Annotated in this window: 24 protein-coding genes and 1 riboswitch; all 24 genes read right to left on the bottom strand. The window is 58.9% G+C overall.

The window, feature by feature from the left end; translation table 11 throughout:
• Positions 1-34: 34 nt before the first annotated feature.
• The gene (locus tag KJS47_RS20640; protein ID WP_213527263.1) at positions 35-433 is read right to left on the bottom strand and encodes a F0F1 ATP synthase subunit epsilon; all 399 of its coding nucleotides are present in this window, start codon (positions 431-433) and stop codon (positions 35-37) included.
• A 136-nt stretch (positions 434-569) separates the two neighbouring features.
• Positions 570-1,979, bottom strand: a complete 1,410-nt coding sequence (gene atpD, locus KJS47_RS20635) for a F0F1 ATP synthase subunit beta (protein WP_213527261.1) — start codon at positions 1,977-1,979, stop codon at positions 570-572.
• A 74-nt stretch (positions 1,980-2,053) separates the two neighbouring features.
• Positions 2,054-2,914, bottom strand: a complete 861-nt coding sequence (atpG, locus tag KJS47_RS20630; RefSeq protein WP_213527259.1) for an ATP synthase F1 subunit gamma — start codon at positions 2,912-2,914, stop codon at positions 2,054-2,056.
• A 21-nt stretch (positions 2,915-2,935) separates the two neighbouring features.
• Positions 2,936-4,450: a F0F1 ATP synthase subunit alpha gene (atpA, locus tag KJS47_RS20625; protein WP_213527257.1), complete on the bottom strand. Its 1,515-nt coding sequence runs from the start codon at positions 4,448-4,450 to the stop codon at positions 2,936-2,938.
• Positions 4,451-4,466: 16 nt separating this feature from the next.
• Positions 4,467-5,018 (bottom strand): F0F1 ATP synthase subunit delta, encoded by a 552-nt coding sequence (locus KJS47_RS20620; RefSeq protein WP_213527255.1) that lies wholly within the window; start codon positions 5,016-5,018, stop codon positions 4,467-4,469.
• The gene (gene atpF / locus KJS47_RS20615; protein ID WP_213527253.1) at positions 5,015-5,500 is read right to left on the bottom strand and encodes a F0F1 ATP synthase subunit B; all 486 of its coding nucleotides are present in this window, start codon (positions 5,498-5,500) and stop codon (positions 5,015-5,017) included. Before atpF ends, KJS47_RS20620 begins: the two co-directional genes overlap by 4 nt.
• A 111-nt stretch (positions 5,501-5,611) precedes the next feature.
• Positions 5,612-5,827, bottom strand: coding sequence for a F0F1 ATP synthase subunit C (gene atpE / locus KJS47_RS20610; protein ID WP_213527251.1), 216 nt, complete (start codon positions 5,825-5,827; stop codon positions 5,612-5,614).
• 101 nt (positions 5,828-5,928) lie between these two features.
• Positions 5,929-6,699, bottom strand: a complete 771-nt coding sequence (atpB, locus tag KJS47_RS20605; protein ID WP_213527250.1) for a F0F1 ATP synthase subunit A — start codon at positions 6,697-6,699, stop codon at positions 5,929-5,931.
• A 27-nt stretch (positions 6,700-6,726) separates the two neighbouring features.
• Positions 6,727-7,098, bottom strand: a complete 372-nt coding sequence (locus tag KJS47_RS20600; RefSeq protein WP_213527248.1) for an ATP synthase subunit I — start codon at positions 7,096-7,098, stop codon at positions 6,727-6,729.
• Positions 7,091-7,324 (bottom strand): AtpZ/AtpI family protein, encoded by a 234-nt coding sequence (locus KJS47_RS20595; protein ID WP_213527246.1) that lies wholly within the window; start codon positions 7,322-7,324, stop codon positions 7,091-7,093. Before KJS47_RS20595 ends, KJS47_RS20600 begins: the two co-directional genes overlap by 8 nt.
• 274 nt (positions 7,325-7,598) lie before the next feature.
• Positions 7,599-8,741, bottom strand: coding sequence for a non-hydrolyzing UDP-N-acetylglucosamine 2-epimerase (wecB, locus tag KJS47_RS20590; RefSeq protein ID WP_283772100.1), 1,143 nt, complete (start codon positions 8,739-8,741; stop codon positions 7,599-7,601).
• Positions 8,742-8,779: 38 nt separating this feature from the next.
• Positions 8,780-9,409: a uracil phosphoribosyltransferase gene (upp, locus tag KJS47_RS20585; RefSeq protein ID WP_213527245.1), complete on the bottom strand. Its 630-nt coding sequence runs from the start codon at positions 9,407-9,409 to the stop codon at positions 8,780-8,782.
• A gap of 375 nt (positions 9,410-9,784) precedes the next feature.
• The gene (locus tag KJS47_RS20580; RefSeq protein WP_213527243.1) at positions 9,785-11,032 is read right to left on the bottom strand and encodes a serine hydroxymethyltransferase; all 1,248 of its coding nucleotides are present in this window, start codon (positions 11,030-11,032) and stop codon (positions 9,785-9,787) included.
• A 103-nt stretch (positions 11,033-11,135) separates the two neighbouring features.
• Positions 11,136-11,810, bottom strand: coding sequence for a TIGR01440 family protein (locus KJS47_RS20575; RefSeq protein ID WP_249716610.1), 675 nt, complete (start codon positions 11,808-11,810; stop codon positions 11,136-11,138).
• A 23-nt stretch (positions 11,811-11,833) separates the two neighbouring features.
• Positions 11,834-12,292, bottom strand: a complete 459-nt coding sequence (gene rpiB, locus KJS47_RS20570) for a ribose 5-phosphate isomerase B (RefSeq protein WP_213527241.1) — start codon at positions 12,290-12,292, stop codon at positions 11,834-11,836.
• 172 nt (positions 12,293-12,464) lie between these two features.
• A riboswitch (ZMP/ZTP riboswitch) is annotated at positions 12,465-12,544 on the bottom strand.
• A 155-nt stretch (positions 12,545-12,699) separates the two neighbouring features.
• The gene (locus KJS47_RS20565; RefSeq protein WP_213527239.1) at positions 12,700-13,296 is read right to left on the bottom strand and encodes a low molecular weight protein arginine phosphatase; all 597 of its coding nucleotides are present in this window, start codon (positions 13,294-13,296) and stop codon (positions 12,700-12,702) included.
• 165 nt (positions 13,297-13,461) lie between these two features.
• Positions 13,462-14,022 carry a manganese efflux pump MntP gene (locus tag KJS47_RS20560; RefSeq protein ID WP_213527237.1) on the bottom strand — a complete coding sequence of 187 codons (561 nt, stop codon included), beginning with the start codon at positions 14,020-14,022 and terminating at the stop codon, positions 13,462-13,464.
• A 110-nt stretch (positions 14,023-14,132) separates the two neighbouring features.
• Complete coding sequence (locus KJS47_RS20555) at positions 14,133-15,218, bottom strand: L-threonylcarbamoyladenylate synthase (protein ID WP_374707053.1); 1,086 nt, start codon at positions 15,216-15,218, stop codon at positions 14,133-14,135.
• A 119-nt stretch (positions 15,219-15,337) separates the two neighbouring features.
• Positions 15,338-16,003 carry a stage II sporulation protein R gene (gene spoIIR, locus KJS47_RS20550; RefSeq protein ID WP_213527234.1) on the bottom strand — a complete coding sequence of 222 codons (666 nt, stop codon included), beginning with the start codon at positions 16,001-16,003 and terminating at the stop codon, positions 15,338-15,340.
• 121 nt (positions 16,004-16,124) lie between these two features.
• A complete protein-coding gene (gene prmC, locus KJS47_RS20545) occupies positions 16,125-17,027 on the bottom strand; it encodes a peptide chain release factor N(5)-glutamine methyltransferase (protein ID WP_213527232.1) in 903 nt (300 codons plus the stop codon).
• Positions 17,028-17,030: 3 nt separating this feature from the next.
• A complete protein-coding gene (gene prfA / locus KJS47_RS20540) occupies positions 17,031-18,098 on the bottom strand; it encodes a peptide chain release factor 1 (RefSeq protein WP_213527229.1) in 1,068 nt (355 codons plus the stop codon).
• A 270-nt stretch (positions 18,099-18,368) separates the two neighbouring features.
• Positions 18,369-19,469 carry a redox-regulated ATPase YchF gene (gene ychF / locus KJS47_RS20535; RefSeq protein WP_213527227.1) on the bottom strand — a complete coding sequence of 367 codons (1,101 nt, stop codon included), beginning with the start codon at positions 19,467-19,469 and terminating at the stop codon, positions 18,369-18,371.
• A gap of 168 nt (positions 19,470-19,637) precedes the next feature.
• Positions 19,638-20,588 carry a magnesium/cobalt transporter CorA gene (corA, locus tag KJS47_RS20530; protein ID WP_213527225.1) on the bottom strand — a complete coding sequence of 317 codons (951 nt, stop codon included), beginning with the start codon at positions 20,586-20,588 and terminating at the stop codon, positions 19,638-19,640.
• Positions 20,548-22,050 carry a magnesium transporter CorA family protein gene (locus tag KJS47_RS20525; protein WP_213527223.1) on the bottom strand — a complete coding sequence of 501 codons (1,503 nt, stop codon included), beginning with the start codon at positions 22,048-22,050 and terminating at the stop codon, positions 20,548-20,550. Before KJS47_RS20525 ends, corA begins: the two co-directional genes overlap by 41 nt.
• Positions 22,051-22,158: the final 108 nt, after the last annotated feature.

The following is a 22,158-nucleotide window of genomic DNA, read 5'->3' as shown; positions in this document are numbered from 1 at the left end:
AAAGCGCAAGGGATCGGTTCCCTTACGCTTTCGATTACCGGTTTGCGACGTCCAAACGGTTCATTGCCCGCTGCATCGCCAGTTCCGCCCGGCGGAAGTCATACTCATCCTGCTTGGCTTTCAGACGGCTTTCCGCTCTCTGCTTCGCCGCTTGCGCCCGCTCCACATCAATGTCTTGCGGGAATTCTGCGCTCTCGGCAAGAATCACGACTTTGTCCTTCCGGACTTCCATGAAGCCGCCGTTGACAGCCAGCACTTCCGAAGTATTCCCTTTTTTAATGGTAACCGGGGCGATCTTCAAAGGAGTAACCAACGGAATGTGGTTAGGCAGAATGCCCAGCTCCCCTTCGACCCCTTTCACGCTGACCATGTTCACGGGCTCCGCGTACATTTTCCGCTCCGGGGTAACGATTTCCAATAAAAATGTGCTCACACCGATACCTCCTAAGAATTCCCGGGCAAGTCCGCCTCGGCAAACCGGGACGGAGCTTGCGTCAGGAAACTCTCTTCGTCAACCATGCAGGGAGCTCTCGGAGAGAGCTCCTATGCAGGCTCATGCCGCGTTGCCATTAAACCAACGTTTTGGCTTTTTCGACCGCTTGCTCGATGGTTCCCACGTTGTGGAACGCCGGTTCCGGAAGGTTGTCGTGCTTGCCTTCGAGGATTTCCTTGAAGCTGCGGATGGTTTCCTTAACCGGCACGTAGATGCCAGGCTGTCCGGTGAACGCTTCTGCCACGTGCAGAGGCTGGGACAGGAACAGCTGGATCCGTCTTGCGCGGTTAACCGTTACTTTATCTTCCTCGGACAGTTCGTCCATTCCGAGGATGGCGATGATGTCCTGGAGTTCCTTATAGCGCTGCAGAATCTGCTTAACGCCTTGGGCTACATTGTAATGCTCATCTCCGAGAATCTCCGGAGCAAGGATACGGGACGAGGATGCAAGCGGGTCAACCGCCGGGAAAATCCCCATTGCCGCGATGTTCCGCTCAAGGTTCGTCGTTGCGTCCAAGTGAGCGAACGCCGTTGCCGGAGCCGGGTCGGTGTAGTCGTCCGCAGGAACGTAGATCGCCTGGATCGAGGTAACCGAACCTTTCTTGGTGGTGGTGATCCGCTCTTGCAATTGACCCATCTCGGTAGCCAGCGTCGGCTGGTAACCTACCGCCGAAGGCATCCGGCCGAGAAGGGCGGAAACCTCGGAACCCGCTTGGGTAAAGCGGAAGATATTGTCGATGAAGAGAAGAACGTCCTTGCCTTCTTCGTCACGGAAGTATTCCGCCATCGTCAGGCCTGTCAGAGCGACGCGAAGACGTGCGCCCGGCGGCTCGTTCATCTGGCCGAACACCATCGCCAGCTTGTTAATAACGCCGGTGTCGTTCATCTCGTGGTACAGGTCGTTCCCCTCACGAGTACGCTCGCCGACGCCTGCGAATACGGAGATCCCGTCGTGTTCCTGGGCGATGTTGTTGATGAGCTCCTGCATCGTTACGGTTTTCCCTACGCCGGCACCGCCGAACAGGCCGATTTTACCGCCCCGTGCATACGGAGCGAGCAGGTCGATAACCTTGATGCCGGTTTCCAGCATTTCCTGCTGGGTCGACAGTTCTTCGAAGACCGGTGCCGAACGGTGGATCGGGTTCGTGTGCGTGCGGTCCACGTCTTCCCTCTCGTCGATCGGATTCCCCAGTACGTTGAAAACCCGGCCCAGCGTTGCCGGACCTACCGGTACAGTAATCGGAGCACCGGTATCGATTGCATCCAAGCCGCGGACAAGACCGTCGGTGCTGGACATAGCTACGCAGCGGACTTGGTTGTCACCCAGATGAGTGGCCACTTCCACCGTCAGATTGATGTCACGCTCACCGGCTGCCTGCGCTTTGCGTTCTATTGTAATAGCGTTCAAGATTTCAGGTAAATGACCGCGTTCGAACTCGATGTCGACGACCGGACCGGTTACCTGAATTACGCGCCCTTTGCTCATTCCTGTCCCTCCTTACAGATTGTGCTGCCTTCATGCGGCCGGCTGCCCGCAAGCGCGGGCTGCCGCATGGTCTATTATTGCTGTGCGTTCGCTCCGCTGACGATCTCCGCAATTTCTTGCGTGATGGCCGCCTGGCGGGCACGGTTGTAGACAAGCGTCAAGTTGTTGATCATCTTCGTCGCGTTCTTCGTCGCGCTGCCCATGGCGGTCATCCGGGCACCGAACTCACTCGCCTTGCCTTCCAGCAGGGAGCTGAAGATCAGCGTCTCGGCATAACGCGGGAGCAGTACGTCGAGCACGCCTTCCGGCGACGGCTCGTATTCGTAATTCGCGACGGCCCCTGTCTGCTCCATATCGGCGAGCGGCAGCAGCTGCTTCATCACCGGAATTTGTGTCAGGGCATTCACGAACTGGTTATACAAGAGGTATAACCGGTCGTACGTGCCATCCTCAAATTTGGAGACGACAGAACTTGCGATCGCCTTGATATCGGAAAACTTGGGGGAATCACTCAGTCCGGTCACTTCCTCGACAATCGGAATCTTCCGCTGACGGAGGAAATCCCGGCCTTTGCGGCCGATCACGAATACGGAATACTCGTCTTCCGACCGGTGGTTCTCACGGATGGTGGCAACAAGCTTCCGCAGCACGTTCGCGTTGTAGCCGCCTGCAAGTCCGCGGTCGGAGGTGATGACCAGATAAGCGGTTTTGCGGATCTCTCTTGCCTGAAGCATCGGATGCTGGACCCCTTTGGTACCGGCCGCAATGCTTCCGATCACTTCTTTAATCTTGTCGGCATAGGGACGAGCCGCTTCCGCGCTTTCCTGGGCACGTCTCAGTTTCGAAGCAGCCACCAATTCCATGGCCTTGGTGATTTGCTTCATATTCTGCTTGCTCTTTATTTGGCGCTTGATCTCGCGCATTCCTTTTGCCATGCTGTTTCACCACCCCTTCTGTTAGGCCGAAGTGGCAAACGATTTTTTGAATTTATGGATCGCATCTTTTAGGGCATTTTCGTTATCCGAAGTCAAGTCCTTCGTGTCACGGATCGATGCGAAAATTTCAGGATGGTTGGCATCGACAAAGTCGAGGAATTCACTTTCAAAGCGTCTGATATCTTCCACCGGCATTTCGTCGAGGAAGCCTTTGGTTACGGTATAGATCGACACAACCTGCTTCTCGACCGGCAGCGGAACGTTAACGCCCTGCTTCAGCAGTTCGAGAGTACGCAAGCCGCGGTTCAGGCGCGCTTGGGTCGCTTTGTCCAGGTCGGAACCGAACTGGGCGAAAGCGGCGAGCTCCCGGTATTGAGCCAGGTCCAGCTTCAGCGTACCGGCTACCTTCTTCATCGCCTTGATCTGAGCCGAGCTGCCTACCCGGGATACCGAGTTTCCGACGTTGATCGCCGGACGCTGTCCGGAGTAGAACAGGTCGGACTCCAGGAAGATCTGGCCGTCGGTAATCGAGATAACGTTCGTCGGGATGTAAGCCGAGATGTCGCCGGCTTGGGTCTCGATGAACGGCAGAGCGGTCAGCGATCCGCCGCCGAGCTTGTCGCTCAGCTTGGCTGCGCGCTCGAGCAGACGGGAGTGCAGGTAGAAGACGTCGCCCGGATAAGCCTCGCGGCCCGGAGGACGGCGGAGCAGCAAGGACAGCTCGCGGTATGCGGCAGCTTGCTTGGACAAGTCGTCATAGATGATGAGGACGTGCTTGCCTTGGTACATGAAGTATTCGCCCATCGAGCAGCCTGCATAAGGAGCCAGGAACAGCAGAGGAGCAGGCTGGGAAGCACTCGCCGTTACGACGATCGTGTAGTCGAGGGCGCCATTGCGGCGGAGCGTCTCAACAACACCGCGGACGGTGGACTGCTTCTGGCCGATCGCTACGTAGATACAGATAACGCCGTTACCCTTTTGGTTAACGATCGTATCGATAGCGATCTGGGTTTTACCGGTTTGGCGGTCGCCGATGATGAGTTCCCGCTGGCCGCGGCCGATCGGGATCATCGCGTCAATCGCCTTGATGCCGGTTTGCATCGGTTCGAATACCGATTTCCGGTCCATAACGCCCGGAGCCGGGGATTCGATCGGACGCAGCTGAGTCGTGTTGATCGGACCTGCACCGTCTACCGGTTGGCCGAGCGGGTTCACAACGCGGCCGAGCAACTCGTCGCCGACTGGAACTTCCATGATGCGGCCAGTCCGCTTGACTTGGTCGCCTTCGCGGATGTCCTGGTACGGTCCGAGGATGATGATACCTACGTTATCTTCCTCGAGGTTCTGAGCCATCCCCATGACGCCGTTGGAGAACTCGAGAAGCTCTCCGGCCATGACGTTCTCAAGACCGTGAGCGCGCGCAATTCCGTCCCCTACCTGGATAACGGTGCCTACGTCCACGACTTGAACGACCGATTTATATTGTTCAATTTGACTCTTGATCAGAGTGCTGATTTCTTCAGGTCTGATAGCCAACTACGTTCACCCCTATCTATAGTGCTTGAGAAGCAGACAACGATTTGCTGAGCCTGGTGAGCTTGCCGGACAAGCTGCCGTCATACAAGCGGTCACCGATCCGTACCTGCAGGCCGCCGATGAGTGCCGGGTTGATGACATTCTCGAGCACGATCTTCTTGCCGGTCAATTGGCTGAAGCGGGCGGCGATTTCCGATTGCTCCTGCTCCGTCAGCGGAGCGGGGGACGTGACGACGGCCTTCGCTTGGCCGAGCGCCTCGTTCGCAATCTTGATATATTCGTCCGTAAGCGAAGCAAGGATAGAGGCACGGCCTCTCTCAATCAGCAGGGAGATGGTGTTCAGAACGGATTCCGATACGCCATTCTGGAACACGGCTTGCAGCATGTCGACTTTGGCGGACGTGTCGATGTTCGGATGGCGCAGAAGCTTATCGAACTCCGGATTGCTCTTCAGCGAATCCGCAACCAGCTTCAATTGCTCCTCCACCTGGGCGACTTGCTGCTGGCCCAGAGCCACATCGAACAGCGCCTTGGCATAACGTTTCGCTACGATCGCTTCGCCGCTCATTGTTTGCCCCCTACCTCATTCAGGTATTGGTCAATCAACTCTTCCTGCGCCTTGGCGTCAACCTGCTTCTCGATAATCTTCGATGCGATCATAACGGCCAGACCGCTGACCTGGCTGCGAACGGCACCGACCGCTTTGTTCTTCTCGTTCTCGATTTCTTTGACAGCTTCTTCTTTCAGGCGGTTCGCCTCCGCTTTTGCCGCAGACATGATTTCGTCCGCCTGCCGCGTGCTCGTTTGCTTCGCCTGTTCGATAATGCTGTACGCTTCCTTGCGCGCTTCTTCAATCGCCTGCTTCTGCTCGGCAAGAAGCTGCTCGGATTGGGTACGGTTTTGCTCTGCGGATTGCAGTTGGTCCTGCACAAGCTTCCGGCGCTGCTCCATAATGCCGAAGAGAGGGCCGAACGCGTATTTATTAAGCAACCAGTAAAGGATCAGAAACGCGAGCATCGCAAATACTAACGATTCCCAATGAAAAGACAAACGGTGTCACTCCCTTCTATACTCCTGGAAAGCCTTGCTATAGGTTAGGAAAAGCAAAAGTAAGGCGTGGATGGCTTAGGCCTTCCCCGCCAAACCTGGTCCTATTGGAAATTAAGCGCCGAAGTAGATCAGGAACGCGATAACGACCGCGATGATCGGAACGACCTCGACGATACCAACACCGATAAACATGGTGGTTTGCAAGGTTCCGCGAAGTTCCGGCTGACGGGAGATGCCTTCTACGGTTTTGCTGACGATCAGACCGTTACCAATACCGGCGCCAAGGGCACCCAGACCGATTGCAATAGCTGCTGCTAAAAATTCCATTAGTGAAATCCTCCTCAAGATTCGTTCTGAATTTTTATTTGATCCCGTCCAGAAGGCTATTCGTTTCCGTCAAACCCGGACGCAGGTCGATCATAACTTCCTTAATGCTCCTCGTGCACACTCGCTTGCGCTATGTACACCATGGTCAAGATGGTAAACAGGAACGCCTGGATGGCGCCGACAAATATACTGAAGCCCTGCCATGCGGCAAGCAGCGGTATGCCGAACCAACCGGCCATAACAATCGTGGCGATCAGGACCTCGCCCGCAAAAATATTCGCAAACAAACGAAGGCCGAGTGTCAAAGGTTTGGCCAGCTGCTCGATGATATTCAGCGGAAGGAAAATCGGGTAAGGCTCAACAAAGTGTTTCAGATAATGCTTCGTGTTCCGGGTGAGCCCAAGGAAGTTCGTCAAGACGAACACCATGATAGCTAGCCCGAAGGTAACGGAAAGGTCCGCGGTAGGCGATTTCCACCATACCACCTCTGCTCCATGCTCGCCGTGAGCGGCGCTGATGGTCGCTTCGGACACAACCGGGTAGCCCAGCAACGTAACTTCTTCCTGGTGTCCCGTCACGATAGCGAACGGCAAGCCGAGAAGGTTGGAAACGAGAATGAACATGATCAGCGTAATCCCAAGCGCAATGTAAGGTCTGCCTTTCTTGAGATCCATGGTGCTTGCCACCAGGTTCTGAACAAACTCAATGACCCATTCCATAAAGTTCTGCATTCTGGATGGATTGTCGACAGAGAGGTTGCGGACGGCAAGTCTCGCTAATACGAACACAACCACGAAGCTTACGATAATGCCCAGGAAGGTCGAGAGATCAATGTTAAAGGGCCCTACTTCCCATATCGGGTATTCATGCATCTTCTAAATTCACCCCTTTCCGATGACTCATTTTTTGACAAAGGCGAGTCCTAGCAAAGCAACAAACTGTACGATAAACAATCCGATAATAGTGCCCACAAGATCGAATTGGGGAAATTTCACCGCTGTCATGACAGCCAGCAGGCTCATGCAAATTCTGGAGACGAAAGCAAGCGAGGGCCGTTTCTTGCCGGGCTGCATGCCAGCCATCAGCTCGGACAGACGCTCGATTCGCAGTCGAAGAAGCAGAGCGTTAAGGAAACTGACGATTGTCCCCAGCAGCAGACCGGCTGCAAGGGCTTTCGCTTCAGGCCACAGTGCATATACCATCAGCTCCGCTGCCACGATCAGCAGGACAACCCGGCCAATCCGCCTGACATAGGCAGACAACTCATTCATTCGTTTCCTCCAGGAAAAACTTGATCAAGAAAATGACATTGAGGATTCCAATAAAAAGACCGGCGAGCAATCCTCCGGCGATCCAAAGCTTGTTTCCTCCCATGTACCCGCTCATCCAGGAGCCGGCGAAATAGCCGAGCAGCATGCAGACGACGATGTCGATACCTACGGCGCCGACCAGGCCCGCGGCCCGCCAGGGACTGTTGTCAAATCCGGACTTCTTCATAACCCCCTCCTTAATCGGGAGCGTGTGCAAAGCGATCCGCAATCAACCGCCATCACCAAAAAACGGGTGGCAGGAAACTAGTGCCAGGGGACAAAATATGCCCACTATTCTGCTATAAATCCTCATTCATTTTAATAAAGGAATGTTAGGTTTGTCAATTGTAATAAATCCAAACATTATGTGAACGGATCTCGAAAAACCCTTGAATTCCCTGGCTTTTTTCGAGATCCAAACCAGACAGCGAAACTGTATGGTGTTCACTTCCCGTCCAGTCCTAGGAGCCGAAAGGTGCAGGCGGCTCGGTCGCGAGACCGAAATGGTACAAAATGGCCTGGACGATCCGCTTGGAGGCTTGCCCGTCGCCATAAGGATTCGCCGCTTTGCTCATCTTGTCGTACAGCTCGTGATCGGAAAGAAGCGCGTTCATGCGGCTGTAGACATACTGCTCGTCCGTGCCGACCAGCTCGAGAACTCCGGCTTCGATCCCTTCGGGACGCTCCGTAGTTTCACGCAAGACAAGAGTCGGTATTCCAAAAGAAGGAGCTTCTTCTTGCACGCCCCCCGAGTCGGTAACGATCAGGTGGGTATACGGGTAGAAGTTATACATATCGATAACGTCCAGTGGCTCAATCAGCTTAATCCGCGGGTGATCGCCGAGCATCTCGTGTGCCGGTTCGCGAACGGCCGGACTCGGATGTACGGGATAGACGATCTTGATATCCTCGTACTCGTCGGCGATTCGGCGGACGGCCCGGAAAATATTCCGGTGCGGTTCGCCCTGCGATTCGCGCCGGTGAGCGGTCATCAGCACGAGGCGGCTGCCCTTGGCCCAGTCGAGCACAGGGTGGGTATAGGTGTCGCGCACTGTGTATTGCGGCACGTCGGTAACCGTGTTGCCGGTGACGAAAATGGCCTCTTCCGGTTTGTTCTCCTTGCGCAGATTGCCTGCGGACCAGTCGGTCGGGGCAAAGTGCAGATCGGACAACACGCCGGTCAGCTGGCGGTTCATCTCCTCGGGATACGGCGACAGCTTGTTCCACGTCCTGAGCCCCGCCTCGACATGTCCGACCTTGATCTGCTGCAGGAACGCCGCGTAGCTGGCGAGGAACGTGGTGGATGTGTCGCCGTGCACGAGCACGATATCCGGCTTGGCCTCCCTCAGCACGCCGTCCAGACCCGACAACACACGGACGGCCAGCTCATTGAGCGTCTGGCGCTCCCGCATGATGTCCAGATCGTAATCCGGCTTGATCTGGAACGTCTCGAGCACCTGGTCCATAATTTCCCTGTGCTGGGCCGTTACGCAGACCAGCGACTCTATCTCTTCGGGATGCCTCTTCAATTCCTCGATCAGCGGCACCATCTTGATCGCTTCGGGACGCGTCCCGAACACGGTCATGACCTTCAAGCGTTTCACTTCCGGTCTCCCCCTTCTCTCCCGTTCCTACTCTCTCGTTACTTCGTGCCGAACAGCCGGTCTCCCGCGTCTCCGAGCCCCGGGATGATATACCCATGCTCGTCCAGATAGTCGTCGATAGCCGCTACGTAAATGTCGACGTCCGGGTGCGCTTCCTGCACCGCCTTGACTCCCTCGGGAGCCGCGATGAGGCACATCAGCTTGATCTGCGTGCAGTTGCGCCGCTTTAGAACGTCGATAGCCGCGTTGGCCGAGCCGCCCGTCGCCAGCATCGGGTCGATGACGATAAGCTCGCGCTCGGTTACGTCCGTCGGAAGCTTCGTGTAGTATTCGACAGGCTGCAGCGTCTCCGGATCGCGGTACAGGCCGACATGGCCCACTTTGGCCGCAGGGAGCAGCTTCAGTACGCCGTCGACCATGCCGAGACCGGCGCGGAGAATCGGAATGAGGCCGAGCATCCGGCCGGAGATAATCTTGCATTCGGCGGTCGCGACCGGGGTCTTGACCGAGATGTTCTCCAGAGGGATCTCCCTCGTAATTTCGTACGCCATTAACGTCGCCACTTCGTCGACCAGCTCGCGAAAATCTTTGGTCCTAGTGGCTTCGTCCCGTATGAATGTCAATTTGTGTTGGATTAGAGGATGATCGCATACGAAAACCCTGCCCATTGTGTGCCCTCCCATTGCAGGTGATTAGAGAAAACTGCCGTGCGGCATATTCCGTTGAATAATGTCGAAAGTGGTCTATCTCTCACCACTTTTGCCACAAACCCTGTACATTATACCACAAAATCCGAACGATACACGTATCGCCCGGAAAGTCTCTCCCGGCAATTTTTCCTTCCTCTGCGGCACCTAAAAAGGCTTTGTCCGGCTGAGTGCCGGACAGCCTTCGGTATGGCGGGCGGAGCTCCTTCAGGGACGAAGAAAAGACGCGGTTTTCCCGATGGACTGCCTGGATTCCGCCCTCCCCAACCCGTAAAAAAGCCCTCCGTCCCGGGCGAAGGGAAGCAGAGGGCGCCAAGCTGGCGGCAAGCCAGCCGATTAGTATACAAGCTCCGGATAGAGCGGGAACCGGTCGGTGAGTTCCTTGATCATGCCGCGGACGCGCTCGTGGACCGCTGCGTCCTCCGGATTTTTGAGCGTCAAGGCGATGATCTGGCCGATCGTCTTCATCGCTTCCTGATCCATGCCGCGGGAGGTGACCGCCGGCGTGCCGATCCGGATGCCGCTCGTGACGAAGGCGCTAGCCGTGTCGAACGGAATCGCATTCTTGTTCACCGTAACGCCAACTTCGTCCAGCAGATGCTGCGCTTCCTTGCCGGTCAGGTTGATGCTGCGCAGATCGACGAGCATCAGATGGTTATCGGTGCCGCCGGACACGACGTCAAGACCTTCACTCATGAGCGTCTCCGCCAGCGTCTGGGCGTTCTTCACAATGTTCTCGCTGTAGGTCTTGAACGAAGGCTGCAGCGCTTCTCCGAACGACACGGCCTTGGCCGCGATGACGTGCATGAGAGGACCGCCTTGGGAGCCAGGGAAGACCGCCTTGTCAATTTCCTTGGCCCAAGCCTTGCGGCACAGGATCATGCCGCCGCGCGGTCCGCGCAGCGTCTTGTGCGTCGTCGTGGTGACGAAATGCGCATGGGGCACCGGGCTCGGATGGAGACCAGCGGCTACCAGACCGGCGATATGCGCCATGTCGACCATGAGCAGCGCGCCCACGTCATTCGCAATGGAGGCAAGGGCTTCGAAGTCGATCGTGCGCGGATAGGCACTCGCACCGGCTACAATCAGCTTCGGCCGATGCTTGAAGGCCGCCTTGCGGACTTCGTTGTAGTCGATGCGGAACGTCTCGGAATCCACACCGTACGCCACGAAGTTGTAAAGGACCCCCGAGGAGTTGGCCGGATGACCGTGCGTCAGGTGGCCGCCGTGTGCGAGGTTCATGCCGAGAACGGTATCGCCCGGCTTAAGCACGGCCAGGTACACGGCCATGTTGGCCTGCGCGCCCGAGTGGGGCTGCACGTTCGCATGCTCGGCTCCGAACAGTTCTTTGGCCCGCTCGATCGCCAGTGTCTCCACCTCGTCGACATACTCGCAGCCGCCGTAGTAACGCTTGCCCGGATAGCCTTCGGCGTACTTGTTCGTCAGTACCGAACCCATCGCCTGCATAACCGCTTCGCTTACAAAGTTCTCAGAAGCGATAAGCTCGATCTTGTCGCGCTGACGGCCGAGCTCCCGGCTCATTGCGCTCAGTATCGCCTCGTCTTGTTTCCTCAGTTGTTCCATTCCAATCGGCCTCCTAATCGGACACTCTCGGTCCCCTGAAATAATCTCCTGCTCCACCGGACCGCCCCGGCGGGGCGATCCTCTTCCTGTCTGCCTGAAGCGTCTACTCGCAAGTGCCGGTCTCCTCCGTCTGGGGAGCCGGCTCCAGCCGGTAGACGGCCCGCTCGCCGCCAATCAGCTTCGGCCGCGTGAACGCGGCGGTGACCCGCGCGCGGCCGATCTGCCGGATCGAAGGGCGGTACGGCACCGCCACCCTCCGCAGATGCATGCCGATCAGCGTCTCGCCGATATCGAGCCCGGCGTGCGCGGAGATCGTCTCGACCACCACCGGATCGTGAAACTGCCGGTAGGCGTAAGCGGCCATCGAGCCGCCCGCCTTGGGCGCCGGTACGACGGACACCGGCTCGAGCAGCGGATAACGGTCCAGCAGCTCCCTCTCCACCACGAGCGCCCGGTTCAGATGCTCGCAGCATTGGAAGGCGGGATAGAAGCCCGTCTGCTCCCGCGCGAGCCGGACACCCTCAAAGATGCGCTCGGCTACTCCACTCATGCCCGACGTGCCGATTCGCCGGCCCGCCACTTCACTTGTGCTCGTCCCGATCACGACAATCTGTCCGGGCCTAATTCGGCCGGCCTCGGTCAGCTCCAGCAGAATGGACTCGACTGCTTCCGCAATCGTGTGAATAGTCCCGGTTTCGTCGGCCTCACTGCCGGCCGCGCCCCCCGCCAAGGGGATGTTAACCGGAACCTCCTCCCGCTTCTCCTCTGGCATCGCCATCCCCGCCTTCCTTGTCAGTCTGCTTACGGATGAACGGTGAACCGGTCCTCGATCGCCTTCAGCTTGCGGATCCGCCCCTCGTGGCGCGGCTCGCCGGAGAACGGCGTCTCGACCCAGATCTTGACGATTTCCTGTGCGAGTCCAGGGCCCACGACGCGCTCGCCCATGGCCAGCACATTCGTATCGTTGTGCTCCCGCGTCGCTTTGGCGGAGAACATGTCATGCACGAGGGCGCAGCGGATGCCGGGGATCTTGTTGGCCGCGATCGACATGCCGATGCCCGTGCCGCAGATGAGAATGCCGCGGTCCGCGTCTCCGGACGCCACCCGCTCACAAGCCTCCAGCGCATAATCCGGATAATCAACCGAATCGGCGCAGGTGCAGCCGTAATCCTCTACCTCGTGCCCCATGCTCTCCAGCATGGCCTTGATCTCGTTCTTCAGACGGAACCCGCCGTGATCGGACCCCATTGCGATTTTCATGCCTACCTCTTCCTCCTTCCGGGACGTGCGCCGCCGCCAGCTGCGGCGAGGGCAACGCCTCTTTGGCTGTTGTTCTAGTGAAGTCGATTGAATGAGACAATCTTCCTCCCCCAGTATACCCTATCCCCGGAAAACAGAAAAAGAGCAGACGCGTGCAGCACGCACGTCGTTTGCTCTTTGCCCAGGCGACCGGCCGTTATCCCGATGCTCCCTTGTGGTTGGATCCACTCGTCGCCAGTTACATCGGGTCTGTTGTTTCCTTTATCATACCCTACGGCCTCCCGAGTGTAAAGAGGAAGCGTCCAAACAGGGCGGCGTCCCGGTTAAGCGGGAGCGAGACCTCCCCGGCCCTGCCGCCCGGCAGTCAAAAGTGTGTGTCCAACGGGCTTTCCCTGGAAGCGCCGCTTCTATTTGTTCCCGTTCTCACCCCGCAGGTAAGCCAGGAGCTTAGCCAGGCAGTCCTCAATCTCGTCCGCGCAGCACTTGTAAGCCTCCAGCGACCCGCCGATAGGATCGTCGATATCGGTATCGTATTCCATGGCGAACCGGTCGAGGTCGGCGAGCCGCTGCTTCTCCTCGTCGGAGATTGGCTGCCCAAGCGCCCGCTTGATCTCCAGCTCGGCGCTGAGCTGCCCCCTCTCCCGGAGCGCCTCCAGCACGGCCGGGTCGTCCTCGGTGAATTCCTTGAGGGTATGGATCTTGTCAGCCGCGTCCGGATATTGCCGGACAAGCGACCGCTTGTGACCGGCGGTCATCGTCAGAATGAGATCGGCCCATTCGACCGATTCTGTCGATACCGGCTGCGACGACAGGTCGTCCTTCATCCCCTTGCTCCGCAAAATCTGAAGGGAGTAGGCGGAGATCGGATAGCCTTCCACTGCCGCCAGTCCGGCGGAACGAATCGAGAGGTCGATCCCCTCCTGTTCCGCCATCGTCCGCAGGAGTCCTTCCGCCATCGGGCTTCGGCAGGTGTTCCCTGTGCAAACGAACAAAATCTGCTTCATGGCCGTGTCGTCTCCTCCTTCTCAGGTCGCTCTCCCATGGGGAGAAGCGGGCTGCCGTCCTGCGGCTTCCGCTCTCCGTTCTCTCCGGAGTCCCGGTTAGCGTACCGCAGCCGGCGCTTTCTTACTCACTGCTTCGCCGAAGGGAAGCATGCGTCTTTGGTAGCATTATAACAAATATTGTATCCCGAAGACGAGCAAAATCGCCCCTCCCGCCGCTTCGCCGTAGGTTCCCGCCCAGCGCCCCGCATGACGGCCGAGCAGAAGGCCGCAGACGGACATCAGTCCGCCGAAAAAGCCGAACAAAAGCACGGTCAGCAGCAGATCGGACGCTACGATCCCCATCGTGACGCCAACCGAGAACGAGTCGATGCTGACCATGAGTGCGAACAGCACAAGCCCCCAGAACGTTTGGAATTCCAGCGAGGAAACGGCGTCTCCTTTCATGGAGCTGTAGATCATGTGTGCGCCGAGCAGGACAAGCAGCCCCCCGCCGGCGGCTGTCGCCACGTCGCCCAGTAGCTCCCCGACATAATGGCCGGTGAACATGCCCATCAGCGGCATCAGCACATGAAACAAAGCGACGATGCTGCTCACCTTCAGAATATTAAGCAGCCGAATCCCTTTCAGCCCGAGTCCGATGCCGAGGGAGAAGGCGTCCACCCCGAGCGCCACTGCCATCAGCACCAGCGCCAATAATTGTCCCCACTGCGCGGAGGCTAACTCCATCCGTCTCCCCCCTGTCCATCACTCTCCACCAAGATATGCGGACAAAGGGGGAAACATGCTGACGGTCGTCCCTCCGAACGGACAACCCGCCTTGAGGCGAGGGCGGGACGCTACACTTGGACGAGCCGGTGCCCGGCCGCTTTGATTAGGCGGTTCAGCACTGCTGAGCCGAGCCCTTGGCTATCCGGCGCCTCGGCGAGGAGGAACGTCGCTCCCTCCTCGTCGAACGTGCGCAGCGCCGCGTACAGACGGCGGGCGGCCTCCTCCGGGCGTTCCCTGCTGCCGCAGGACAGCACGACGTCGGCATCGTAGAGCGCGAGATGCTCGTCGAACGCCAGCACGCCCGTGCGCTCCCCGGCCGCTTTGGCGCGGCGCAGCTCCTCGCGGATCCAGGCCGCCGTCCGCTCCGGGTCGCCGTCCACCAGCGTCAGCCGCCCTTGCGGCGCGTAGTGCGTATATTTCATGCCCGGCGCCTTGGGGGCATGGTCCGGTTCCTCGGCTGCAGCGGCGGGGCTGCCGCCGTCCGCGGCGTCTTCGTGCGGCGCGGAGACCCGGGGAACCACCGTCCGCAGCTGGGCGGCGGTTACGCCTCCGGGGCGCAGCACGTGGACGTCGCCGCCGGCGACCTCGACGACGGTCGACTCGACGCCGACGCCGGTCGGGCCGGCATCGACCACGCCGGCGATGCGGCCCGCGAGATCAGCGAGGACGTGCTCCGCCGTCGTAGGGCTCGGCCGGCCCGAGCGGTTGGCGCTCGGTGCCGCCACCGGACAGCCCGCCGCGGCGATGAGCGCGAGTGCAGCCGGGTGATCCGGCATGCGCACGCCGACGGTGGCGAGGCCAGCCGTTACGCGCGGCGACACGGCGCCCGGCTTGACCGGGAGCACGAGCGTGAGCGGGCCCGGCCAGAAGGCGTCCATGAGCCGGCGCGACAGCTCGTCGGCGCCCTCGGTCAGCTCATCCACCTGCTCCCGCTGCGCGATATGCACGATCAGCGGGTTGTCCGAAGGCCGGCCCTTCGCCTCGAATATTCCCTCGACCGCCGCCGTGGACCGGGCATCCGCGCCGAGCCCGTATACCGTCTCGGTCGGAAACGCGACGAGACCGCCCGCCCGGATCAGGCGCGCCGCCTCGAGGATGCCAGGGTCCTCCGGACCGACGGCCGGAGGCACCTTCCAATGATTCGTCATTCTCATCATCCTTACCTTGATATTGCCGTCCCGCCCATATCCCGGAGCGGGCCCGCTCCCTGAGCGCTCGTCTAGCTTCTCGGTTCAGCGGCCCCCGCCACTGCTGACGCTTGCCGTCATCCGCTTCAAAACAGGGAGCGGATCGAGCTAATGAGACCCTGCAGCGCGTCCGCCAGGAAGAACCGGTATTGCTTCTTCTGCAGTGGAAACGCCTGCCCGTTCTCTTCGCCGGCCTGCACCGCAGCCTGCTTCCCGTTATCCGCCGGGTCCGCCACCGCTTCTCCGGATGCCGCGTCCACGAAGCACAGGGGCGGGAAGAGGACGCACCACCAGTTTTGCCCTTCACCGCCGCCGAGCGTCACCTTAAGCGCTTCGTAGCTGCCTGCGGGATAAACCCGGCTGCCATACAGCTTCGTCGGAAAATCGGCCTGCCCGAGCTCCACCTGGAACGTGTAGGCAAAGCCCTTCTGCTCGAGCAGCTCCGCAATCAGCAGGTGAATCTCCGGCAGATGGGCGAGTACCTGCCCGCGTGCCTCCTCGATCGAGGCCGGGCCGGCCACCCAGCTACTTATCTCCGCCACGATAGCGTCGCGGATGAGCCGTTTGACAGCCTGGTCCTGTACCGTATCGGAATTGGCGAGAATGCGCAGCCGGATCGCCTCTTCGGGGATGCCGGCCGTCGCAAGCGCCGTATTCATTTTGTTCATTTCCCAGCAAAGCAACAGCATGACAAGAGCAAACGCCACATACGCATAACGGCTATAAGTGCGGAATGAAACCGATTTGACCATATAAATTCAAGCCTCCCCATCCCTTGACCTCTCTAATGACCAGTATGGCCAGAGAGACGAGGAGGCAAACCTAGCAATCTATCATTTTCCCTGGCGCTCGCCGCTAGAAGTGCTAAAGCTTCTAAGCTTCCGCCACTACATGCCGGCCGATGCCCGCCAGATCCGGCACGATGACGATCTCCCGCCACGGCCCGGACCGCTGAAGCAGCTCGCGGACGGCCTCCGCCTGGCCCATTCCGACCTCGAGGCCGATGAGACGCGGATACCGCGGCAGCTCCTCCAGCTGGCGAACCATCCGGCGGTACAGGTCAAGCCCGTCCGGTCCGCCGTCAAGCGCCGAATGAGGCTCGTGGCCGGCAACCTCCCGCTGCAGCCCTAGCACCTCGCCCGACGGGATATACGGCGGGTTGGACACCAGTATGTCCACGGCAATCCGGCTGGTAATCAGAGGCTCCAGCAGGTCGCCGTGGTGAAAGACGATCCGGTCCGCGCCGAGCCGCTCGGCATTGCGCCGGGCCGTCTGCAGCGCAGCGGACGATAGATCCACCGCATGCACCTGCCAAGCCGGACACTGGACCGCCAGCGTCACGCAGATCGCGCCGCTTCCCGCTCCGATGTCGGCCGCCACGGGAGCCGGGGCGCAGCCGCTTCCACCCGTGGATGCCGAATCGGTGCCTGCGTCCGGCCAGAGCCGGCGGCCCCGGCGGATCATCTCCTCGACGAGCAGCTCCGTCTCCGGCCGGGGAATAAGCACAGATGGGTCGACGGCGAACGGCAGTCCGTAGAATTCCTGCTCTCCGATGATATACTGCACCGGCTCCCCCGCGGCCTTGCGGGCCAATAGGCCCGTCCACTCTGCGTGCCGTTCCTCCGGGAACGGCTCTTCCAGATTCAGCAAAAACGCCGTACGGGACCAGCCCATCAGATGCTGCAGCAGCAGCTCAGCGCAGCTTGCCGCCTCCGGCACGCCCTGCTTTTCTAAAAAAGAAGAAGCCTGCAGATAGGCTTCCTTCATTGTGGTCATGGATTACTCTCCCTTTTCGAGCAGCTCCGCCTGTACCGCAACGGTCAGCGCGGAGACCACCTCTTCGAGGTCGCCGTTCAGCACGCTGTCCAGCCGGTGAAGCGTCAGCCCGATGCGGTGATCGGTAACCCGGCTCTGCGGATAGTTGTACGTCCGGATCCGCTCGCTGCGGTCCCCGGTTCCGACCTTGCTCTTCCGCTCGGTATCGTACTTGGCCTGCTCTTCCTGGAGAAACTTGTCGTAGATCCGGGCGCGCAGCACCTGCAGCGCCTTCTCTTTGTTGGAGTTCTGCGACTTGCCGTCCTGACACGTCGCCACGATGCCCGTCGGCAAGTGCGTGACGCGCACGGCCGACTTGGTCGTATTGACGGACTGCCCGCCGGCGCCGCTCGAACAGAACGTATCGACGCGGATGTCGCTCTCCTTAATCTCGACCTCGACTTCCTCCGCCTCCGGAATGACCGCGACGGTCGAAGTCGAGGTGTGGATGCGGCCGCCCGATTCCGTCGCCGGAATCCGCTGGACGCGGTGGGCGCCGCTCTCGTATTTCAGCTTGCTGTAGGCGCCCTTGCCGGACACCATGAAGATGACTTCCTTAAAGCCGCCCAGATCGTTCAGGCTTGCTTCGAGCACTTCGGTCTTCCAGCCCTTCGTATCCGCATACCGCGTGTACATCCGGTACAGATCCGCTGCGAACAGAGCCGCCTCGTCGCCGCCCGCGGCTCCGCGGATTTCGACGATGACGTTTTTATCGTCGTTCGGGTCCTTCGGCAGCATCAGCACCTTGAGACGCTCCTCAAGCTCCTCCTTGCGGCCTGTCAGCTCCTCGACCTCCAGCTTGACGAGCTCTTTCATCTCGTCGTCGAGCTTCTCGGCCTGCATCGCCTTGGCAGCGTCCAGCTGCTCCAGCACGGAACGGTATTCCGTATAGGCCTCATAAGCTTCCTGCAAATCGGACTGCTCCTTCGAATACTCCCGAAGCCGCTTCGCGTCGTTCGCGACGTCCGGGTCGCACAGCAGCTCGCTCAATTTCTCGTAGCGGTCCGCCAGCGCTTGCAAACGGTCCAACATGGCGGTTTCCCCCTTATCTTAATGGTTAAAGTAGCGTCCGGTCGGGACGCGGTTGTTGCATCAACGGCGGTGGCGTCCCCTGCGGGCCGTCCGCCACGAGGCAGCCACATGCGGGTTGCCTCCGGTCTTGCCTTCTATATTGCAGAGCGCACAGCGCTCTTGATGGTTCGTTTCAAGCTCGCATCGCGGCCTGCCCGAAGGGGCCGCTCGCCAAGACGGGGACGGCGGAGAGTCCACCCTCCTCCTTCCCCATCGTACGCCGGTTCTACGCTACACGTTAAACCGGAAATGCATGACGTCGCCGTCCTTCACTACATAGTCCTTGCCTTCGAGGCGAAGCTGGCCCTTCTCCTTGACCGCGTTCATCGAACCGGCCGCGGACAGATCCTCGTAAGCGACGACCTCGGCACGGATGAAGCCGCGCTCGAAGTCGGTATGGATGACGCCCGCCGCCTGCGGCGCCTTCATCCCCTTGCGGATCGTCCAGGCCCGTACTTCCTGCACCCCGGCCGTAAAATACGTGTACAGCCCGAGCAGCTTGTAGGCCGCCCGAATGAGGCGGTTCAGGCCGGATTCCTCCAGGCCCAGCTCCTCAAGAAACAGCTGCTTGTCCTCGCCCTCGAGCTCGGCGATCTCCGCCTCGACCTTGGCGCTGATCGGCACGACCTCGGCGCCCTCGCCGGCGGCGAACTCCCGTACCTTTTGCACGAACGGGTTTTCGTCCGCACTAGCTACCTCGTCCTCGCTCACGTTCGCCGCGTACAGCACCGGCTTGATCGTCAGCAGATGGAGATCGCGCATGATCAGCTTCTCGTCGTCGGTCAGCTCCAGGCTGCGAGCCGGCTTATCGTCCAGCAGCGCTTCCTTGATCCGCTCGAGCAGTTCGACCTCAGCGGCGTACTTCTTGTCCCCGCCCTTCATGTTCTTGCGGGAGCGATCGATACGCTTCTCGACCGATTCCAGGTCGGCGAGGATCAGCTCCAGATTGATGGTCGCAATATCGTCGAGCGGATCGATCTGGCCCGATACGTGCGTAATGTTCTCGTCCTGGAAGCAGCGGACGACGTGCACGATCGCGTCCACCTCGCGGATATGCGCGAGGAACTTGTTGCCGAGTCCCTCGCCCTTGCTCGCACCCTTGACGAGTCCGGCGATATCGACAAATTCGAACGCGGTCGGCACGATCCGGTTCGGCGTGACGATCTCGGCCAACCGCTGCAGCCGCTCGTCGGGCACCTCGACGACCCCTACGTTCGGATCGATCGTACAGAACGGATAGTTGGCCGATTCTGCACCCGCCTGAGTAATTGCATTAAACAAAGTCGATTTTCCCACGTTCGGCAAACCGACGATTCCCGCCTTCAAAGCCATGGATTGGACAACTCCCTTTACCGATTCTCTATAGTCAACGTCCACGGACGTTCCTGCCACAGGTATTTAATAGATCATCAAGATATTATACCAAAGATAAGGAGAAAAGAATAGTCCTCCGCTCCCGATACACAGCTGCTTCCCCTTTCGTTCCACGTGAAACGTCCGCTAACGGAACCAGCCTTTACGTAAAAACCAGATGATCATTCCGCCGCCCAGCACCGCCATAATGCCGAGCACTGCGTAATAACCGCCCTTCCACTGAAGCTCGGGCATATAGGCAAAGTTCATGCCGTACACGCCCGCCAGAAACGAAAGCGGCATGAACACGGTCGTGATGACGGTCAGCGTTTTCATAATGGTGTTCATCCGATTGGAGTTGAGCGACAGGTAGCTGTCCCTCAGCTCCGCCGTCATCTCCCGGTTCGATTCCACCATCTCGGTCAGCTTCAGCAGATGGTCGTAGATGTCGGTGAAGTAGTACAGGTGCGTCTCCAGACTTCGGATCCGCTGGGAATTGATGATGCGGTACAGCAGGTCGCGCATCGGTACAATCGTGCGGCGCAGCTTGAGCAGGCTCGAACGAACTGCGAATACCTCGTTCATGAGCGTCTCGATCGTTTTGTTCGTAACGTTGCTCTCCATCTCGTCCAGCCGGTCCTCCAGCTCATAGACACGCGGAAAATACCCGTCCACCAGCTTGTCGATGACGGTGTAGGCCGCGAGCAGCGGCCCTTTCTCCGCGAGCCCCTGCTCGGCCGCCACCTTTTTCCACGCCTCCTCCAGCTCCGGCACCCCGGCCCTGTGGTAGGTGACGAGGAACCGCTCCGTCAGGAACAGATTCACCTCTTCGGCCTCGTCGATATCGTCGGTCAGCGCGTGCACGACGAAAAAATGGGTGTCTCCGTAATGCTCCAGCTTGGGCCGCTGCAGCAAATGGAGGCAGTCCTCGATCGCCAGCGGATGAAAATGAAAATGACTGTCCAGCAGACTGGACTCTCCCTCGTCGGGGGTATGGAAATCGACCCAGTACCAGGCGATCTCCTCGTCCTCTAAATGCTCGAGTGGAAGATTCCTCCTAATCGTCCCCTTCTTCGTAAAAGCCAAATTCCGGATCACTTTGCGCTCTCCTTTTCCATGCTCTATCGTACTTATATTCTCTTATCTTCTCACGGGCGAATTTGTACAGGACGTTGCCTGCGAGCGTGAAAGCGACCGCGATCCCGCTCATGATGACGAAGAGCGCTATATATTCAAACAGAGAATAGTCCGTCATCGCCTCCCAATTGATGGGCTTCCCGAGGTCGTCAATCACCTGGTTCATGCCGTAGATGCCGCTGATGACCGTATAGATCGTCAGGATCATCAGCAGATAATTCCGCCGACGCGACGAGAAATTCTGCTTATATCGATGCAGGTCGCTGAGCGTCTGCTTGACGTCTTGAAACAGCTCGCTGTTGCCGAAAACGGTCCGCAGCTGGATGAAGATCTCTTTGCCCTGCGATTGCGAGACAAGCTCGCGGAAAAAATATTTGGACGAGAACTTGGTGATGTCCCGGATCAAATCCTCTATCTCTTGGTTATCCTGCTCCATCTGCACGCTCGAATACCGGTTAGACAGCTTGAGCAGCGCGATTTTGTGGAACAAATTGAGGAGCAGACCATAATAGTACTGGCCGTACATATGATTGGCGAGCTCTACGGCCGCCTCCTCAGTCTCGGAGGTGACGCAGCAAAACGAGTGCTCGTTGGTCACAAAATACGTGTGGGGGGCCCAGCGGGTGTAGGTAATCGGCTCCAGATAATGCTCCACATAAGCCTGGTTGCCCGCATTGATTTTCGGCAGCTTCCGCTCGGTCAGTCCGTTGAGATTGACGGCCCGGTACAGGTCGCACGGCTCGGACTCTTCTCCCTCCGCCAGTTGATAGGTGGCCTGCACATACATCCGCTCGTCAACGAAGAACGGCAGCGTCTCAAAATAAGCTCCCTTCATCGTCGACTGGTCGAGATACGGACGCACGCTATGGACCAGCATCTGAAAGATGAACTGCTCCGTCTCTTCGTAGACCTTGCCGTCCACCTCCAAAAAAGTCGACTCGTCCCTTATCTTGATATCCTGCAGCACACGGAACCGGTCCGCGAACTCCAATGCTTTCGACAAGGTCAGCTGGTCGTTCATGAGCTCTGTCCGAATCGTCATGAATCCCAAATTGAAGGGACACAAAATGAGGTCGACAGAGTGCACGCGAAACGGAATTTTCACGTCGTATACATGCAGGATGCACTCGAGCTTCCATGCTTTGGAGAAACGGAGGAAGGAGTCGGGGTTGTCCCTCCGCGGGAACAGCACCTCGTTTGTAAAGGGCAGGTAGTACCGTTCCATACTCGGGTGCGATACCTTGTAGCCTTCTCCATAGTACGCGGTCTCTTGGTCCAGATTGTTCAAGTGAAAAGGAATGTAGCCGTCGCGCAACAGCTGCTTCTTGAAGTCCACATCTGCATCTTCCTTGATCGAATAGGGGAATACAAACTGGCATAACGCGCTGTTCAGCCGCTTGTCCCTGCATGTTATGGTCTTCACGCTCGGCGTCTCCTCTCCCGTAGCCTTTCCCACATTTATACCCAAAGGCCCGCCCGCAAAAACCGTGAGCGATGTCTTGCCGGCTGTAATTGTGGATAACTCTGTGTC

Origin of the sequence: Paenibacillus sp. J31TS4 (assembly GCF_018403265.1) — a bacterium.
In the GTDB taxonomy this organism is placed as follows: Bacteria; Bacillota; Bacilli; order Paenibacillales; family NBRC-103111; genus J31TS4.
The sequence above is the reverse complement of the archived record's forward strand: the minus strand, read 5'-3'. Positions and strand labels throughout refer to the sequence as shown.

What these genes read in the sequence shown, in the direction of transcription:
- atpD (WP_213527261.1), bottom strand. Translation starts at nt 1,979, where the DNA reads ATGAGCAAAGGGCGCGTAATTCAGGTAACCGGTCCGGTCGTCGACATC.
- atpG (WP_213527259.1), bottom strand. Translation starts at nt 2,914, where the DNA reads ATGGCAAAAGGAATGCGCGAGATCAAGCGCCAAATAAAGAGCAAGCAG.
- KJS47_RS20620 (WP_213527255.1), bottom strand. Translation starts at nt 5,018, where the DNA reads ATGAGCGGCGAAGCGATCGTAGCGAAACGTTATGCCAAGGCGCTGTTC.
- atpE (WP_213527251.1), bottom strand. Translation starts at nt 5,827, where the DNA reads ATGGAATTTTTAGCAGCAGCTATTGCAATCGGTCTGGGTGCCCTTGGC.
- atpB (WP_213527250.1), bottom strand. Translation starts at nt 6,699, where the DNA reads ATGCATGAATACCCGATATGGGAAGTAGGGCCCTTTAACATTGATCTC.
- KJS47_RS20600 (WP_213527248.1), bottom strand. Translation starts at nt 7,098, where the DNA reads ATGAATGAGTTGTCTGCCTATGTCAGGCGGATTGGCCGGGTTGTCCTG.
- KJS47_RS20595 (WP_213527246.1), bottom strand. Translation starts at nt 7,324, where the DNA reads ATGAAGAAGTCCGGATTTGACAACAGTCCCTGGCGGGCCGCGGGCCTG.
- upp (WP_213527245.1), bottom strand. Translation starts at nt 9,409, where the DNA reads ATGGGCAGGGTTTTCGTATGCGATCATCCTCTAATCCAACACAAATTG.
- KJS47_RS20580 (WP_213527243.1), bottom strand. Translation starts at nt 11,032, where the DNA reads ATGGAACAACTGAGGAAACAAGACGAGGCGATACTGAGCGCAATGAGC.
- KJS47_RS20575 (WP_249716610.1), bottom strand. Translation starts at nt 11,810, where the DNA reads ATGGCGATGCCAGAGGAGAAGCGGGAGGAGGTTCCGGTTAACATCCCC.
- rpiB (WP_213527241.1), bottom strand. Translation starts at nt 12,292, where the DNA reads ATGAAAATCGCAATGGGGTCCGATCACGGCGGGTTCCGTCTGAAGAAC.
- KJS47_RS20565 (WP_213527239.1), bottom strand. Translation starts at nt 13,296, where the DNA reads ATGAAGCAGATTTTGTTCGTTTGCACAGGGAACACCTGCCGAAGCCCG.
- KJS47_RS20560 (WP_213527237.1), bottom strand. Translation starts at nt 14,022, where the DNA reads ATGGAGTTAGCCTCCGCGCAGTGGGGACAATTATTGGCGCTGGTGCTG.
- KJS47_RS20555 (WP_374707053.1), bottom strand. Translation starts at nt 15,218, where the DNA reads ATGAGAATGACGAATCATTGGAAGGTGCCTCCGGCCGTCGGTCCGGAG.
- spoIIR (WP_213527234.1), bottom strand. Translation starts at nt 16,003, where the DNA reads ATGGTCAAATCGGTTTCATTCCGCACTTATAGCCGTTATGCGTATGTG.
- prmC (WP_213527232.1), bottom strand. Translation starts at nt 17,027, where the DNA reads ATGACCACAATGAAGGAAGCCTATCTGCAGGCTTCTTCTTTTTTAGAA.
- prfA (WP_213527229.1), bottom strand. Translation starts at nt 18,098, where the DNA reads ATGTTGGACCGTTTGCAAGCGCTGGCGGACCGCTACGAGAAATTGAGC.
- ychF (WP_213527227.1), bottom strand. Translation starts at nt 19,469, where the DNA reads ATGGCTTTGAAGGCGGGAATCGTCGGTTTGCCGAACGTGGGAAAATCG.